This window comes from Flavobacterium ginsengisoli, assembly GCF_029625315.1.
Lineage (GTDB): Bacteria > Bacteroidota > Bacteroidia > Flavobacteriales > Flavobacteriaceae > Flavobacterium > Flavobacterium ginsengisoli.
On record NZ_CP121110.1, the window covers coordinates 1915822 to 1931904 of the forward strand.

Annotated in this window: 13 protein-coding genes and 4 pseudogenes; 8 read left to right on the forward strand and 9 right to left on the reverse strand. The window is 32.8% G+C overall.

Annotated features, from left to right (window positions below):
• Nucleotides 1–88: 88 nt before the first annotated feature.
• The 7 genes and pseudogenes from P5P87_RS08915 to P5P87_RS08945 all read left to right on the forward strand — a co-directional run bounded on the left by P5P87_RS08915 (nucleotide 89) and on the right by P5P87_RS08945 (nucleotide 5755).
• Nucleotides 89–988, forward strand: coding sequence for an EamA family transporter (locus tag P5P87_RS08915; protein ID WP_278022290.1), 900 nt, complete (start codon nucleotides 89–91; stop codon nucleotides 986–988).
• Between the two features lie 87 nt (nucleotides 989–1075).
• Nucleotides 1076–1432, forward strand: coding sequence for a DoxX family protein (locus P5P87_RS08920; protein ID WP_278022291.1), 357 nt, complete (start codon nucleotides 1076–1078; stop codon nucleotides 1430–1432).
• Between the two features lie 25 nt (nucleotides 1433–1457).
• Nucleotides 1458–2166, forward strand: a pseudogene (gene aqpZ, locus P5P87_RS08925) (aquaporin Z).
• A 43-nt stretch (nucleotides 2167–2209) separates the two neighbouring features.
• Nucleotides 2210–2449, forward strand: coding sequence for a GlsB/YeaQ/YmgE family stress response membrane protein (locus P5P87_RS08930; protein WP_198856983.1), 240 nt, complete (start codon nucleotides 2210–2212; stop codon nucleotides 2447–2449).
• A gap of 112 nt (nucleotides 2450–2561) precedes the next feature.
• A complete protein-coding gene (locus P5P87_RS08935; RefSeq protein ID WP_278022292.1) occupies nucleotides 2562–3389 on the forward strand; it encodes a sterol desaturase family protein in 828 nt (275 codons plus the stop codon).
• Between the two features lie 120 nt (nucleotides 3390–3509).
• Nucleotides 3510–3788, forward strand: coding sequence for a DUF2805 domain-containing protein (locus P5P87_RS08940; RefSeq protein ID WP_095929894.1), 279 nt, complete (start codon nucleotides 3510–3512; stop codon nucleotides 3786–3788).
• A gap of 110 nt (nucleotides 3789–3898) precedes the next feature.
• Nucleotides 3899–5755, forward strand: a complete 1857-nt coding sequence (locus tag P5P87_RS08945) for a M61 family metallopeptidase (RefSeq protein ID WP_198856981.1) — start codon at nucleotides 3899–3901, stop codon at nucleotides 5753–5755.
• Between the two features lie 104 nt (nucleotides 5756–5859).
• On the opposite strand, the pseudogene P5P87_RS08950 reads toward P5P87_RS08945, so the two are convergent.
• Nucleotides 5860–6304, reverse strand: a pseudogene (locus P5P87_RS08950) (hypothetical protein).
• Between the two features lie 170 nt (nucleotides 6305–6474).
• Nucleotides 6475–8762 (reverse strand): annotated as a pseudogene (locus P5P87_RS08955) (GH92 family glycosyl hydrolase).
• Nucleotides 8763–8948: 186 nt separating this feature from the next.
• Between P5P87_RS08955 and P5P87_RS26110 the strand changes: the two are divergent.
• Nucleotides 8949–9573: pseudogene (locus P5P87_RS26110) on the forward strand (M949_RS01915 family surface polysaccharide biosynthesis protein).
• Nucleotides 9574–9659: 86 nt separating this feature from the next.
• Here the strand turns inward: P5P87_RS26110 and P5P87_RS08970 are convergent.
• The 7 genes from P5P87_RS08970 to P5P87_RS09000 form a co-directional block, all read right to left on the reverse strand.
• On the reverse strand, nucleotides 9660–10016 hold the full coding sequence (locus tag P5P87_RS08970) for a hypothetical protein (RefSeq protein ID WP_278022295.1): 357 nt from the start codon (nucleotides 10014–10016) through the stop codon (nucleotides 9660–9662).
• 150 nt (nucleotides 10017–10166) lie between these two features.
• Nucleotides 10167–11345: an AIR synthase related protein gene (locus P5P87_RS08975; protein WP_198856976.1), complete on the reverse strand. Its 1179-nt coding sequence runs from the start codon at nucleotides 11343–11345 to the stop codon at nucleotides 10167–10169.
• A 153-nt stretch (nucleotides 11346–11498) separates the two neighbouring features.
• Nucleotides 11499–12983, reverse strand: a complete 1485-nt coding sequence (locus P5P87_RS08980) for a carboxypeptidase regulatory-like domain-containing protein (protein WP_278022296.1) — start codon at nucleotides 12981–12983, stop codon at nucleotides 11499–11501.
• A gap of 55 nt (nucleotides 12984–13038) precedes the next feature.
• Complete coding sequence (locus P5P87_RS08985) at nucleotides 13039–14403, reverse strand: CsgG/HfaB family protein (RefSeq protein WP_198856974.1); 1365 nt, start codon at nucleotides 14401–14403, stop codon at nucleotides 13039–13041.
• Between the two features lies 1 nt (nucleotide 14404).
• Nucleotides 14405–14809, reverse strand: a complete 405-nt coding sequence (locus tag P5P87_RS08990) for a curli production assembly/transport component CsgF (RefSeq protein WP_198856973.1) — start codon at nucleotides 14807–14809, stop codon at nucleotides 14405–14407.
• Nucleotides 14810–14825: 16 nt separating this feature from the next.
• Nucleotides 14826–15554, reverse strand: a complete 729-nt coding sequence (csgH, locus tag P5P87_RS08995) for a curli-like amyloid fiber formation chaperone CsgH (protein WP_278022297.1) — start codon at nucleotides 15552–15554, stop codon at nucleotides 14826–14828.
• 7 nt (nucleotides 15555–15561) lie between these two features.
• Nucleotides 15562–16083 carry a hypothetical protein gene (locus P5P87_RS09000; RefSeq protein ID WP_198856970.1) on the reverse strand — a complete coding sequence of 174 codons (522 nt, stop codon included), beginning with the start codon at nucleotides 16081–16083 and terminating at the stop codon, nucleotides 15562–15564.

Sequence of the window (16083 nt, forward strand, 5' to 3'; positions counted from 1 at the left end):
ATTAAATTACTATTTTCAACATAGTACGATAAAATCCTAAACAAAATAACTTACCTTTGCCGGCTTAATTTTTTAAAACAGATAATTTATGACGTCGCAAAATAATGTATTAAAAGGTGTTTTTCTTGTTGCTCTAGGAGCAACTACTTACGGAATGTTGGCTACTTTTGTAAAAATGGCCTATTCTGAAGGATACACAACTGCAGAAGTAACGACATCACAGTTTATATACGGAATTTTAGGTATTCTTATAATCAATCTATTTCAGCGCGTTAAAAATAAGAATTCGGCTGTAAAAGCATCTCCAAAAAATATTTTCAATTTAATGCTTGCAGGAACTTCATTAGGAATGACCAGCTTATTTTATTACTTGGCTGTAAAATACATTCCTGTTTCTATTGGAATTGTTTTATTGATGCAAACCGTTTGGATGGGGGTTTTGCTCGAAATGTTTTTAGAAAAAAAGTTACCTTCCAAACAAAAAGTAATTGCTGTTTTCATAGTCCTTTTCGGAACTGTTTTAGCTACAAATCTTATACATAATGATATCGAACTAGACTGGAGAGGTTTAGGTTGGGGAATGCTGGCTGCTGCTTCTTTTACAACAACTATGTTTACTGCTAATCGTGTTGCTACAGAAATTTCTTCAGCTCAAAGAAGCCTTTATATGCTTCTTGGTGGTGCTATTATTGTTTTTTCGTTTGCTTTTGCAACACAAGTAACAACTTTCAATCTTGACATTTTCTTAAAATGGGGAATTGTCTTATCTTTGTTTGGAACCATTATTCCGCCACTTTTAATGACTGCAGGTTTTCCTCTAACAGGAATTGGATTAGGAAGTATTGTTTCTGCACTTGAACTTCCCGTTTCTGTAACAATGGCCTATGTATTATTAGATGAGAAAGTGATCTTCTCTCAATGGGTTGGTATTGTCTTGATTATACTTGCCATAATTATTATGAATGTAAATTTTAAGTCAAAAAAATAACTCAAAATATGCATTGTTAAAAAAATCATATCTGTAATGCAATAATTGTTAATTTTTTTATAAATTCGTGATAAACAACTAAATATCATGAACTTACCTTGGCATTTATATTTAATGGCTTCCTTATATATTCTTGCTGGGATAAATCATTTTAGAAAACCTGGGATGTATATAAAAATCATTCCGCCCGCATTTAAAAACCCCAAATTAATAAATATTTTAAGTGGTGCCGCTGAGATTATTCTAGGCATCTTTCTAATCCTGCCTTTTACTACATATTTTGCCGCCTGGGGAATTATAATGCTATTAATTGCTGTTTTTCCTGCCAATTTGTACATGCTTCAAAATAAAAAAGCAGGCTCTGGTTTACCAAAATGGATTTTATTTGTACGTTTGCCCTTACAAGTTATTTTAATTTATTGGGCTTACCAATATACATTCTAACATTAACCATTTAAATTATTTTATTATGAAAAAATTATTTGCAGAGTTTTTTGGAACTTATTGGCTTGTTTTTGGCGGATGCGGAAGCGCTCTTTTTGCGAGCAGGAATTCCAAATTTAGGAATCGGATTTGCAGGTGTTGCACTAGCTTTTGGTTTAACTGTACTTACAATGGCATATGCTGTTGGCCATATTTCTGGCGGTCATTTTAATCCTGCTGTTTCTTTTGGTTTATGGGCAGGCGGAAGATTCTCTGCTAAAGATCTTATTCCGTACATCATTGCACAATGTGTTGGAGCTGCTGCTGCTGCAGGAACTTTATACACTATAGCCTCTGGAAAAGCTGGTTTTGCAATTGATAGTACAAAAGCGGGAGCCTTTGCTTCTAATGGTTTTGGGGCTTTTTCTCCTGATGGTTATTCGTTACAAGCTTGTTTCATCGCCGAATTTGTGCTTACCCTATTCTTCTTATTAGTGATTTTAGGAGCAACTGATAAATTTGCAAACGGAAGATTTGCAGGAATCGCAATCGGTCTGGCTTTAACCTTAATCCATTTAATCAGTATTCCAATTACCAACACTTCTGTAAATCCAGCGAGATCTTTGTCTCAAGCAATTTTTGTGGGCGGAGAACCATTATCTCAAGTTTGGCTATTTTGGGTCGCTCCTATTCTTGGTGCATTAGCAGCTGGTTTCCTTTATAAAACATTACTACAAAATCATAACGAAGCTTAATATTGCTTTAAATAATCATAACCTTAAATTTAAAAAATTAAATATGGCGTTTTTATATTTCTTACTTATTGGTGCAATTTCTGGCTGGCTAGCTGGTCAAATATGGAAAGGTGCAGGTTTCGGATTAATTGGTAATATTATTGTTGGAATCATTGGCGGATTCATTGGCGGATGGATTGCAGGCAAACTCGGTATTGGCGGCGGCGGGCTTCTTTGGCAGATTATAATTGCTGTAGGAGGTGCTTGGGTTTTATTATTTATAATAAGCCTCATCAAAAAATAATACCATAAATAATAATTTCTAAAGAGAAAATCGGATATATTTATATTTGGTTTTCTCTTTTTTTTGAATAAAACCGAAAGAAAGTTTTAATTAATTCAAATATTTGTGTACCATGAATGACATTATTAATTATTTTTCTACAATTCCTTCTTTGCATAGAAGTTTGATTTTGGTTGGTGGAATTACCATTTTCTGGCTCATCGAAAACAGTTTTCCTTTGTTTAAAATGCAGTACAAAAAATGGCCTCATGCAGGAATTAATTTCTTCTTCACGTTTACCACAATTGTCGTCAATTTTATTCTGGCTTTTATTTTGATAAGAACCGCCGCATGGACCATCGACCATAATTTTGGAATTCTGCAGTGGTTACCTCAAATGCCAATTTGGCTTTATACCATAATTGGATTATTGCTCTTGGATTTAATTGGTGCTTATTTAGCGCATTTGGTTGAACACAAGGTAAAAATTCTGTGGCAATTTCATTTAATACATCATACAGACACTTGGATCGATACTACAACAGCAAACAGACACCATCCGGGAGAGAGTGTAGTTCGTTTTGTTTTTACTACTTTGGGTGTTTTGATTGTAGGCGCTCCAATGTGGATGGTTTTTCTTTATCAGTCATTGTCTGTTATTGCTTCACAATTTAATCATGCCAATATTTCACTTCCGGAAAAACTGGATGTTTTTTTGAGTTATTTTATTGTTTCTCCAAATATGCATAAAGTGCATCATCATTATGTTTTGCCCTATACAGATAGTAATTATGGAAATATTTTTTCTGTTTGGGATCGCCTTTTTGGAACCTTTACCTATTTACCCAAAGATCAGCTCATTTATGGCGTAGATACTCACATGTTGCCCGAAGAAAACAATGAATTAAAGAATCTGTTAAAAATTCCATTTCAAAAATCAAGATCCTTCAAAAACAGTTAAAATCATTAAAAAAATTGAACTTTACTGAACCAACTTATTATTTTTTTTTTAATATTGATACAGAAATTGAAAATCAATCTATTAATAATTAACACCCTATTTTGAATTAATTTTCACGAGATGAAAAAGAGTAGCCGCAAAGAATTAACTCCGGAACAAATTGAAAGACTTGTTTCGCTAGCTTTAGAAGAAAGAAATCCATTTGAAATTATAAAGAAAGAATTTGGATTGGCAGAAAAAGAAGTCCTAGACATCATGAAAAAGAAAATGCCTCTTGAAAAATTTGAGATGTGGAAAAAGAAGGCAATTGCAAATAAACCAAAACCAAAACCAGTAAAAATAGATGATTTTGATGAAGATTTGGATGGAAAGTATTATATCAAGAATAAATTAGACTAACATAAAGCTCCTGTTTTTCAGGAGTTTTTTTTTATTTTTTAAATTAATGTGATTTTTTAGTAACTTTTCTAGACTTTTTGTGTCAAATATAATTAACTAAACATATACAAATGAAAAAAATACTTTACACCTTAGCTCTAGCGGTCACTTTTTGGAGCTGTAAAACAGGGAGCACAGGAGCCGCGAAAAGCAATATAGTTGAAGTTAATATCAATCTAACTGATGTTAAAGACGATAAAGTTTTAGTAACAGTTACACCACCAGCCATTAAAACCGATGAAATTGTTTATAGTATTCCGAAAACAGTTCCTGGTACATATTCAACAGATAATTACGGAAAATATTCAGAAGATTTCAAAGCATTTGATGCTAAAGGAAATCCACTTACTGTAAAAAGATTAGACGATAATTCTTGGTCTATTTCAAACGCAAAAACATTAAAGAAAATTACTTATCTAGTAAACGATACTTTTGATACAGAAAAAGGAACCGGATTTGGAAATGATGACGTTTTTTCTCCAGCTGGAACAAACATCGATGCTGGAAAAAATTTCATGGTTAACACTCATGGTTTTGTAGGGTATTTTAAAGATAAATTAGATATTCCGTACAAAGTTACTATTACACATCCTGAGACGCTTTGGGGAGCTACTTCTATGACAGATCAAGATGCAAGCAATACTTCTGATGTGTTTACAACTTCTCGTTATGCTGTTTTGGTAGAAAACCCAATTATGTATTCTAAACCTGATTACACTACTTTTAATGTAAACGGAATGGATATCTTAATTGCAGTTTACTCTCCTACTGGAAAATACACTGCTGAAAGCATTACTCCAGAAATGAAAACTATGATGACAGCTCAGAAAAACTTTTTAGGAAAAGTCAATTCTACTAAAAAGTATACTGTGTTATTGTATTTATCTAGCATGGCAAAGGATGATGCTCACGGTTTTGGAGCATTAGAGCACCCAACGGCTACAACTGTAGTTTTACCTGAGTCTATGCCAAAAGAAAAATTGGTAGAATCTATGAAAGATGTAGTTTCTCACGAATTCTTTCATATCGTTACTCCTTTAACCATTCACTCAAAAGAAATTCAGTATTTTGATTACAATGCGCCACAAATGTCTGAGCACTTATGGATGTACGAAGGTGTAACAGAATATTTTGCTAATCTTTTCCAAATTAACCAAGGTTTAATTGACGAAGCTGAATTCTATTCTCGTATTGCTGATAAAATTGAACAGTCTAAAAGTTTAGACGATACAATGTCATTTACTGTAATGAGTAAAAATGTTTTAGAACAACCATACAAAGACCAATACTTAAATGTATACCAAAAAGGAGCTTTAATTGGTATGTGTATTGACATTATCATTAGAGAAAAAAGTAATGGCGAAAGAGGAATTTTAGATTTGATGCACAAATTATCTGATGAATATGGTATTGAAAAACCTTTTAATGACGATGAATTATTCGCAAAAATCACTTCTTTAACTTATCCTGAAGTTGGTGACTTTTTGAATAAATATGTTGCTGGAACAACTCCAATTCCTTACGATTTTTATTTAGCTAAAGTTGGCGTTACAAAATCAACTGAGAAAAAAGCTGGAAATCCGTTTATTAAAGGTCAAACTCCATACATCACAATTGACAAAGCAACAAAAGAAATTGCTGTTCGTCCTGATTCAGAATCAATTGCATTCTTTAAAAATTTGAATTTAAAAGGTGGAGATAAAATTTTAGCTGTAAACAATAAATCATACAACTTAGATAACATTTATGATTTAATTACTGAAAGTGAAAACTGGAAAGAAAATGATCCAATTACTCTTAAAGTAAAACGCGGTACAAAAGAAGAAACTATCAAAGGAACTGTAAAACTACCTTTTGAAGAATCTGAAACTTTTAAAGCAACTGATGCTTCAAAAGAAAAACTTAAAAATGCATGGTTAAAAGGATAATTTCATTTTACTATATAAAAAAAACCGACAAGTGATTGTCGGTTTTTTTATTGTCTTCTAAGAACTTTGTCAAAGTTTAAAACTTTGACAAAGTTTTCGATGTGCTATTTCTTCACAGGAAATTTCCAGTCAAATTCGTCTTTACTATTAATGATTGCTCCAATTTCGAACTTTACAACCTCATCATATTCTGTTTGAAGAATAAACCAATTATCTTCGTTGAAGTAATTTTCGAAAGTATCAAAAGTTTCTTGATTGTATTTTGTAATTCCTTTTGCTCGCAAAATCTTTCTTTACATCAGCAATTTTTCTTCCTATTAATTTGAATCCGAAAACTTCTAAATCATTACTTGAAGCTACTAAATAACCTAATTTCAAGTCTTCTTCCTCATAAAATGTCAATCTGATTTTGTGCGCATTATAAACAAAAATCACATTATCGTCTTCGTCTTTATAGTTTTTATCAGGTTTTCCTAAAACAGCTGTTACGTCATTCTGCTTCATTCCAAAAAGCAATTTATCAATTCCTGATTTTAGATTTATTTTCATATCTAGTTTTCTTTATTTGAAGTGCAAATTTCGTGAAGTTTTTTGTTGTTTCGCCAAGAATTGCACAAATTTTCACGAATTAAAATATTCTCATTTGTCAGGCTGAGCGGAGTCGAAGCCCTTTTAAGCTAGAAAGCCCTTCGACTCCGCTCAGGGTGACAGACGTAAAACTAATTTTGATATTGCTTCTTATTAGGTTTACTGCTCATATAAAACGTAATCTTTCCTCCATTTATAACATCTGCATGTTTTAAAAACGGCCTTTCTAATTGTTTACCGTTCAGTAAAACTTTATTCACAAATACATTTTTATCAGATTGATTTACGGTTTTTACTTCAAAAGTTTTTCCATTTTCCAAATTTAAAATGGCATTTTTCAGCAAGGGACTTCCTAGCGCATATTCATCAGAACCTGGAGCAACTGGATAAAATCCTAAACTGCTAAAAATATACCAAGCACTCATTTGACCAAAATCGTCATTTCCGCCTAAACCATCAGCGCCATTTCTGTACATTTTTTTCAAAATCATTCTAATTTTATCTTGCGCTTTCCAAGGCGAATCTGTCCAATTGTATAAGTAGACAACATGATGCGAAGGCTCATTTCCGTGAACATAATTCCCTATGATTCCGTCTCTTGTAATATCTTCTGTATTTTCAAAATATTTATCAGGAAGATGCATATTGAACAATGAATCTAAACGAACTTTAAATTTCTCATTTCCTCCCATCAATTGAATCATATCAGCTGGATCTTGCGGAACGTACAAACTATAATTCCAAGAATTTCCTTCAATAAAACCTTGTCCGTGCGTATCTAATGGGTCAAATTCTTTCTTGAAAGTCCCATCATTCAATTTTGGACGCATGAAACCTGTTTTTTCGTCATACACATTTTTATAATTTTTCGATCTTCCAATGAATTCATTATAAACATCTGTTTTTCCAAGTTTTTTAGTCGCTTGCGCGATTGCCCAGTCATCATAAGCATATTCTAAAGTTTTAGAAACCGAAGCACCGTTTTTATCTTCTGGAACATATCCTTTATTCATATAAAATTCTAATCCATCATAATAAGGTACTTTTGCAGTATTCACACAAGCTTGAAGTGCTTTCTCGGCATCAAAACTAATATTGCCTTTTACAATAGCATCTGCCACAACCGAAACCGAATGGTACCCAATCATACACCAGTTTTCGTTGGCATAATGCGACCATATTGGAAGCATTTTATGAACACTCTGATCTGAATGCGCCAGCATCGAACTCACCATATCGGCGTTTCTTTTTGGCTGGACAATATTAAATAAAGGATGTAAAGCACGATAAGTATCCCAAAGCGAATAACTGGTATAATTGGTAAAGTTTTCGGCTTTATGCACATTCATATCAAGACCTTTATAGTTTCGATCTAAATCCATGTATTCTGTGGGACCTAAAAATGCGTGATACATTGCAGTATAAAAATTAACCAAATCTTCTTTTTGAATGGTTTCCACCTGAACTTTATTCAATTCTTTATTCCAAACTTCCTGACTTTGTTTTTTTACTTTTTCGAAATCCCAATCTGGAGTTTCTTTTTTCATGTTTTCTAATGCTCCAGCAGAACTTACAGGCGAAAGAGCCATTTTGATTTTAATTTTTTCACCTTCATTCGTATCAAAATCAAAAAATAGTTTTAAGTTTTGACCTGCCATTTCTGGGAAGTTTTTCGTTTGATCGAATTTTCCCCAAAAACCTCTGTAAACACTTTTTCTTGAACAGCTTGTCCGTAGCTTTTAATAGGTTTATTGAAAGACATGGCAAAATAAACTGTTCTGGTTCTCGCCCATCCGTTTGTCTGACGATATCCTGTTATTAAAGTATCGTTTTCTACACGAACAAATGTCCAAACATTCTTTTTATCGTAATTGTAAATTCCTGAAGTTAAATCTAAAATAATATGTGCATCATTAGATTTTGGAAAAGTATACTGATGCATTCCAACACGAGTTGTGGCTGTCAATTCTGCTTTAATTTTATGATCTTCTAGAAAAACGCTGTAATAAGCTGGCTCTGCTTTTTCTGTTGCATGCGAAAATGCCGATCTATAACCAGATAATGGTTTAGACGCCACACCAGGATTTAATTGCAGTTTTCCCGTTGTTGGCATAATTAAGAAATCACCTAAATCTGAATGTCCAGTTCCGCTAAAATGAGTATGGCTGAAACCTACAATCGTTTTATCTTCATATTGATAACCGGCGCAGTATTTATAAACTTCTCCATTATATTTTCCGTTTAAGCTATAAGCAATTGTATCGGTTTCTGGGCTCAATTGTACGCTTCCAAAAGGGACTGTTGGGCCTGGGTAAGTGTGTCCCATTTTTGCTGTTCCAATCATTGGATCAACATATTGAATAAGATTTAACTTTTCGGTCGCCTTCTTTTGTCCTTTTATATGATTACTCGAAAGCATTAAAGCCAATACTCCGAAAAGAAAATTACAGCATTTTGTTTTAATCATTTTTTATTGTTTTTCTTTGAAATCTTTGTTGTTGTTTTAATGTAGAAAAGTACAACAAAATCTATTTTTAAAAAACATAAATTTAGCAGAACTCGAAAGGTTTAAATATCTTTGATGTACAAAAAGTCTAGCGAAAACATGAAAAAATATATTTTAATTCTACTTTCTTTTTATTCCTCTTTTATTTTTTCTCAAAAAGCAGAAAGCCACAGATTAAACAAACAAGAAATTTCTGAACGCGAACTTGAAAACACAACCAATTTCCCTATTTATAGAGCATTTGAATTTAGCGATAAAAGCGGAGTTTACGAATTGGTTTTAGGCGAAAATCAAAAAGTAATTTCTAAAAAGGATACTTTAAACACAAAAATACAAGCTGTTTGTGTAATTAATGACCACGGCGGACTTTTAGATCAATGGAAAATTAATGATTTGCTTGAAGATACTCTGCCAAAAGAAACAAACATTTGGTTTTGGACAAAATATTGCAGTACAAAAAGATATTGATGGAGACGGTTATATTGAACCTATTATTGTTTATGGAACTCGCAACGAAGATGGCTATATAAGACGCGTAAAAATTATTACGGTTTATAAAAAGAAAAAATATGTTATTCGCGCAATTGAATGTGATTTTGATAATTGCAGAAGTTTTGAAAAAGATCAAAATTGGAATACGCTTCCGCAGAAAATAAAATTATACGTTAATCAATTGACTGAAAAAATGAGAAAAGAACAGGATGTGCTTTTAAAAAATGGGTAATTTTAATGGTGAATTGTAAATTGTTAATGATTGATGTTGATTCTTAATTAATAATTAACAATTTACAATTCACCATTAACAATTATCTATTCATTCATTTCATCATAACGTTCTGGAACTTGCGGATCGTAAAGCGGACATTTGAATTCTTCCATGATATCTACTAATTTATTCATGGTTTTTCCTTCTGTTCCGTAGCAGTCAATTTTTACGCTTTGAGGCGTTGTAATAACTTGAAATGCACCTTTTCCTTTTGGATTTTTCCAGCTGTCTTCATCCACTCTTTCCCATTCAGAAAAGACTGAATTAATTCTGTTTACGATTACTTCAATTTGAAGTGCAGCCAGACCTTCAACTTCTTGTTTTTCTACAAGAGCTTCATAAACTTCCTGATTGTTCAGGTAAATTTCATCTAGGTATCTCCAAAAAAGTAATTCGTACATAGTTAAATATTTTTAAACCATATGAGTGATATAAGAAAATATAAATTTTTTCTGAGTGAAATCGAAAGCTGTCATTAATAAGGCTTCGACTTTGCTCAGCCTGACAATCTAACTTAAAATGAACTTATATCACTTATATGGTTATTTTTTTTAATAATTAAATGTTCCGTATTCGCTAGTAATTGTAAGCTTTTTAGAATCTGAAGCTTCTACTCTACCTACAATCTGCGCATCAACATTAAATGATTTCGAAATTTCGATAATATCTTGTGCAATATTTTCTGGAACGTAAAGCTCCATTCTGTGACCGCAGTTGAAAACCTGATACATTTCTTTCCAATCTGTTTTTGATTGTTCTTGAATTAATTTGAACAATGGCGGCACCGGAAACAAATTGTCTTTTATAACATGTAAGTCTTTTACAAAATGTAAAATTTTAGTTTGTGCACCACCACTGCAATGTACCATTCCGTGAATATCTTCTGGAGTATATTTATCTAAAATTTTCTTTATAATTGGTGCGTAAGTTCTTGTTGGAGAAAGCACTAATTGTCCGGCATTGATTGGACTGTTTTCTACTTCATCTGTCAAGTTTACTTGTCCTGAATAAATTAATTCTTCTGGAACGGCAGCATCGTAACTTTCTGGATATTTCTTAGCCAAATATTTTCCGAAAACATCATGACGTGCAGAAGTAAGTCCGTTACTTCCCATCCCTCCATTATATCCTTTTTCGTAAGTTGCTTGTCCGAAAGAAGCCAAACCAACAATTACATCTCCAGCTTTAATATTTGCATTGTCTACAACATCACTACGTTTCATACGAGCTGTTACAGTAGAATCTACAATAATGGTACGAACTACATCGCCAACATCTGCTGTTTCTCCTCCTGTTGAATGAATGGTAACTCCAAATGATTTTAATTCGTTGATTAGTTCCTCTGTTCCGTTGATAATTGCAGAAATTACCTCAGCTGGAATTAGGTTTTTGTTTCTTCCAATTGTCGAAGAAAGTAAGATATTATCTGTTGCGCCAACACACAATAAATCGTCAATATTCATGATTAAGGCATCTTGAGCAATTCCTTTCCAAACAGAAAGATCTCCAGTTTCTTTCCAATACATGTATGCTAAAGACGACTTTGTACCCGCTCCGTCAGCATGCATAATTAGGCAGTGATCATTGTCCTGAGTTAAATAATCAGGAACAATTTTACAGAATGCCTGCGGAAATAAACCTTTGTCAATATTTTTTATAGCGTTATGTACGTCTTCTTTTGATGCCGAAACACCTCTTTGTGCATATCTTTTGCTAGAATCTGAACTCATGAAAATTAGTTTGTGTTGATGTGCTGCAAAGATAATCCCTTTTTTTAATTCTTTGCCTTATTCGATTATTTGATTGATAAAAAAATCGGCAGAAGTTTATATTCTGCCGATCTCCCGAAATAAAATTGGTTATGAAACTTTGGCTTGATGCTTTTATTCCCAGTCGGGCATTGAAGCTCCTGTAAATAAGATTACTCTAGAATTTGCAACTCCTATTCCGCATTTAACGATATTTTTTACTGAAATTCCATCATTTGAAGTGTTCATAAAGATTAGCTCGGCTTCATTTGGTGAATACCTAACATCCAAGTCATTTGATCCTGAAGGCTTTTCTGTAGTAATTTCATATGAATTACCTAAAAGAAAACTATATTCAAAAATTTTAGAATCTAATTGACGATAATTATTGTTTTCAAATCCTGAAACATCTCTAGTATAAACTAATTTCAAGCCAGAAACTGAAAAACTCAAACCGCTAACAGCACCTGGTAAGCTAGCCAATATTGGAGTTACAACTACTCCCGACGGATTTATAACATAAATTTCTACGCCATAGCCATTTATATCATTTACTTTTAAAGCTATTTTACTTCCATCTGCACTCCAATCACATTCTGAAATAAATTTACCGTTTGGGGTCTGGAATATTTTGGCGACTCCACTTCCATCGCTTTTTATCCTATATAATTTATCAAAGTTCGGATAAATAAATTCGCTTCCAGAAGCATTCCACGAATACCCTATATAATTTGCATTAAACCCAGCAATAGGAATAGAACTTGTTACTTTTTTTATGTTTGTTCCGTCAAAATTCATCGTATAAATATCATTTTGCGAACCTGTTGTTCCTATAAATGCTATTTTTTGAGCCTGATTATTTCGTCTTGGTCGCCAATAATTTTTATCAGAACTTGTTAATTGGTATTGTTTTCCCGTATCATCTGCTGTAAAAATTACGTTGTTTCCATTTATGGTTTTCACAAATAAATGCCTTGTTGCTGGAAATGCAATTGTAGAAAATGCGCTTATTGTGCTTAAAACTGGTGCATTTACTCCATCACTTACAGAAACTTGCCAATAATATTTTGTGCCATACATTAAATTTGTCAGTGCCAGTTTTTTGTCTTTTATATCTGTAAAAACCGCGATATCGCTATTTTTATCATTTCTCAGATTTATCGTGTATGTCATCGTATCATTATCAGGATCGGCAACAGTCCAACTGAGTTCTAAATTTATAGGCTGACTTGTGCTATTATCTGTTGGAGCAACCAAAACCGGAACTGTTGGAGGTTTGTTATTTGCTGTCGATTTGCTTAATTCGAATACAATTTCAGAAGTGTTATTGGCTGTTACAGTAACCGCTTCGAACTTTGCTGTAAAACCATCCTTTTGGGCTTGAAAAGAATATTCGCCCACTTTTACATTCGAAACCGTAAATTTTCCTTCAGCATCTGTAAAAACAGTGCTAGTTGTTGGACTTGATAATATTTTTACATTTTCCATTGGTTCAAAAGTATCACTATTGACTACTTTTCCGGTTACAGTTCCAAACTGAGATTCTCCAATTTTCTCTTCGCTGCAGGAAACCAGACCTAATAAAAAAAGTACACTTGCTATTTTATATAAATACTTCATTATTACCTTACTTTTAAAATTTAAACTTCTTTCTTACATCTTCGAAATGACCGATTTACTTTTTCTTTTTCTTCACAAAATAATAAGTCAGTCCTAATCCAAATTTATAATAGTAATCATCTCGGGTTCCAGCAACTATATAATCGATATTATCACTGAAATTGATATTTTGCTCCGCAAATAATTTTATTCCTATTCTATCTGAAGCCAAATATTCAAGACCTCCTCCATATTGGACTTTGCCATATGTATTTTCAAATTTCCTATTCATTCCATATCCGCCACCTACATATAAATAAGGCGTAAGACGGTCTTTAGGAAGTATGACCCATTCCATATTAAGATCGTATGTAATGTATCCGACATCGACTAAATTTTTATTGGCAAGATTTACCACATTTGTAGAAGCGCTGATATTAAAACTTGGAGTAATAAAGAATTTTAAAGCTCCGCGTCCAAAAGGTCTTAAAAGCGGATCTTGATAATCTCCATCCATTAAAGTAGCTCCACCAGAAAGTTCTATAGCAAACTGGCTTCTTCTATTTTCTAAGACCCTATCATAAAGTCCTGTAACATCTGCCGTTTTGGTTTCTTCTGCGTATGCTTTTAATAAATTGTCAACCTGCCATTTTGGTGCATCGGCTTCCCAGATATTGTCTTTTATTCCTTCTAAAACCAATGATTCTACCGCTTTTTCTATCGCTTCTGTTACAGCCATGTGTACGGGTTCATTAGTTGTATATCCGGTTTCTACTTCCAAAAGCCTTTTAAAATTTACATATCTAAAAAGACTCTCGTCGATAGCCTGAGACAAAATAGTTTTTGAGATATAAACAGATTTTAGAATTTTTCCGTTTGAAGTAGAAATCATTCTTAAGTATATTGTAACACGATCCTGGCGATATTTCACAGAAGCTCCAGCTCCAAAATATCGAGCACCAAATCCGCCTGTAATAATATTGGAATCATAGGAAACTATACCTCCTTCTAACAAAACTCCTGCATACAATAATGGAGTTAACTGGGGTTCGTTCGGATTTGCATTTTTTACATATTCCTGTCTCGTGGCTCGAATAAGATTTCGCTCCTGCAATAAGTTTCCAATATTTTCGCGCTCAATTGGCACAAACCATTTTGAGTCTTCTAGCGCTTTTATTAGAATAGACGTTGCGCCCTGAGTTACAGCAGTACTAAAACTGCTTCCGTTTTCCTGAGGTTTATATTGTCCAGTCTGGTCTCTAAATTTATAGACACCAACTACAACTTGCTCTTTAGGTTTTGGTAAATCTTTTAATAATGAAGTCGCAGGCGTTCCTTCTCCCAAAACAGCTTTTTGTACTCCTGTGGGTTGATTATAATAAGCGCCGCAACCAGTAAAAAGAAATCCAAATACAATAAATAAATAGTAATGGAATCGCATATTATTGATTTGGGATGATTACTTGGGTTTGTTCTCCTGTATTGGTATCTAGGATATTTAAAGTTAATCCGTCAGAAGATGGATAGACATCTACTGAATAACTTCCGAATGTATAAGAGCCTTCTTTGATACCATCTGTACCAAATTGCTGTTTATAAAGAGAACTAGAAATCTGACTTAGCAATTGTGAGTTTAAATTGGCTTTAAATCGTTCTAAATCAGTTTGGGGTTTGGTTTCTGCTGTTTTGTCCTTTTGTTTATTTTGCGCTTCTGCACTACTTAGAAGCCACTGATAGTTAAAAGTATCTCCTCCAAAAGCTGGATTTACAGGTTTGTAAACTAAAGCTTGAGCATTTATAAATGGAGAAATAAGCAGAAAAACTGCAAGGATTAAAATAAATTTCATGTCGCTAATAATAAAATTAATACTGAGTGAAATATTTGCGTTGTTTTTCTTTTTCTTTCAAATAAGTAAAAGTGGTATTTACAGCTTCCTCTGCAACTGCATCTAAAAACTCATCATCAGGCCTTACTAAAAAATCATAGATAACCTCATTATCTATAGTTATAGATATTGCTGTATTTCTGGCAAAACTGTATTCTTCACTTATTGTAACTATTTTTTCGGCATTTATCCCAATATCATTGTATTTGTAATAATATCTGTCGTAAAAATCTTTTCCCATTTTTGTTTTGGTATCATCGGTAATGATACCTCTCAAAACAAATCCGTCAACAGGAAGAACTATTACATCGTCTTTTTTTTCTTCGCCCAAAACGACACGATCTTTCGCTATAATTTGCTTGTCTTCATCGTAAAACAAAAGCAAAATGATTACCTCATCATCTGCTGTCAAATTAATTTGCGATGTAGACAATTTCTGAATTTCGTTGGGTTGCAAAGTAAAAACACCAACTTGGTCATTATTAGACTGATTATTACTTTTATTATTATTTTTTATAACAGACAAGCGATAAGTCGCACTTCGAATTACTTCTGTTAAGTTTTCGGCAGTACCAGTAATTTTTACACTGTTTTCTACTCTTTCAATTTCGATTTTGGCTTTTATCTTATCCTGTGGAACTTGCCCATAAACAAGAAAAGAAAAAAACAATAGAAAGATTATGATATGTCTGTTTATAAAATACATCTTTATTTTATTTGTTTATAAGAATAATAGAAGCGCCATTTCCTGTCTGTGTAATTTTCATGTTTTTTGACAACGAATTGGTTCCTATATTTTGAATGCTTTGATTATCTCCCTTTTGAATCATTTCCATATTAACATTGTAATTGGTATGCAATGTAAAATCGGAAATTTTGTTGTTATCGCCTTGCTGAATAACACTTTGAGTAATTGTTTTTGCACTTTTATCTAATGCTAACGCATTATTATCACCATTTTGATCTATTGCAACTTTTGTATCATTCGATTTTAAAGAAGCATAAATTTTATTAAAATCGCCAACCTGCTGAATTTGCACTCCAGATTGGATTCTTGAATTTAAATCGCTTTGTTCTTTTTTACTCAAATTGGAAACAATGCTAAAAGCTTTCTCTTTTGAATTAAAAAGCGATGAACTGTAATTTTTAAATTCTGAACCTTCTTCTTTTTCCTGAGCATAAAATACAGGACTGTAAAAGAATATTAATAGTATATATAAAATGAAAGATTTCAT

What these genes read in the sequence shown, in the direction of transcription:
- P5P87_RS08915 (WP_278022290.1), top strand. Translation starts at nt 89, where the DNA reads ATGACGTCGCAAAATAATGTATTAAAAGGTGTTTTTCTTGTTGCTCTA.
- P5P87_RS08920 (WP_278022291.1), top strand. Translation starts at nt 1,076, where the DNA reads ATGAACTTACCTTGGCATTTATATTTAATGGCTTCCTTATATATTCTT.
- P5P87_RS08930 (WP_198856983.1), top strand. Translation starts at nt 2,210, where the DNA reads ATGGCGTTTTTATATTTCTTACTTATTGGTGCAATTTCTGGCTGGCTA.
- P5P87_RS08935 (WP_278022292.1), top strand. Translation starts at nt 2,562, where the DNA reads ATGAATGACATTATTAATTATTTTTCTACAATTCCTTCTTTGCATAGA.
- P5P87_RS08940 (WP_095929894.1), top strand. Translation starts at nt 3,510, where the DNA reads ATGAAAAAGAGTAGCCGCAAAGAATTAACTCCGGAACAAATTGAAAGA.
- P5P87_RS08945 (WP_198856981.1), top strand. Translation starts at nt 3,899, where the DNA reads ATGAAAAAAATACTTTACACCTTAGCTCTAGCGGTCACTTTTTGGAGC.
- P5P87_RS08970 (WP_278022295.1), bottom strand. Translation starts at nt 10,016, where the DNA reads ATGTACGAATTACTTTTTTGGAGATACCTAGATGAAATTTACCTGAAC.
- P5P87_RS08975 (WP_198856976.1), bottom strand. Translation starts at nt 11,345, where the DNA reads ATGAGTTCAGATTCTAGCAAAAGATATGCACAAAGAGGTGTTTCGGCA.
- P5P87_RS08980 (WP_278022296.1), bottom strand. Translation starts at nt 12,983, where the DNA reads ATGAAGTATTTATATAAAATAGCAAGTGTACTTTTTTTATTAGGTCTG.
- P5P87_RS08985 (WP_198856974.1), bottom strand. Translation starts at nt 14,403, where the DNA reads ATGCGATTCCATTACTATTTATTTATTGTATTTGGATTTCTTTTTACT.
- P5P87_RS08990 (WP_198856973.1), bottom strand. Translation starts at nt 14,809, where the DNA reads ATGAAATTTATTTTAATCCTTGCAGTTTTTCTGCTTATTTCTCCATTT.
- csgH (WP_278022297.1), bottom strand. Translation starts at nt 15,554, where the DNA reads ATGTATTTTATAAACAGACATATCATAATCTTTCTATTGTTTTTTTCT.
- P5P87_RS09000 (WP_198856970.1), bottom strand. Translation starts at nt 16,083, where the DNA reads ATGAAATCTTTCATTTTATATATACTATTAATATTCTTTTACAGTCCT.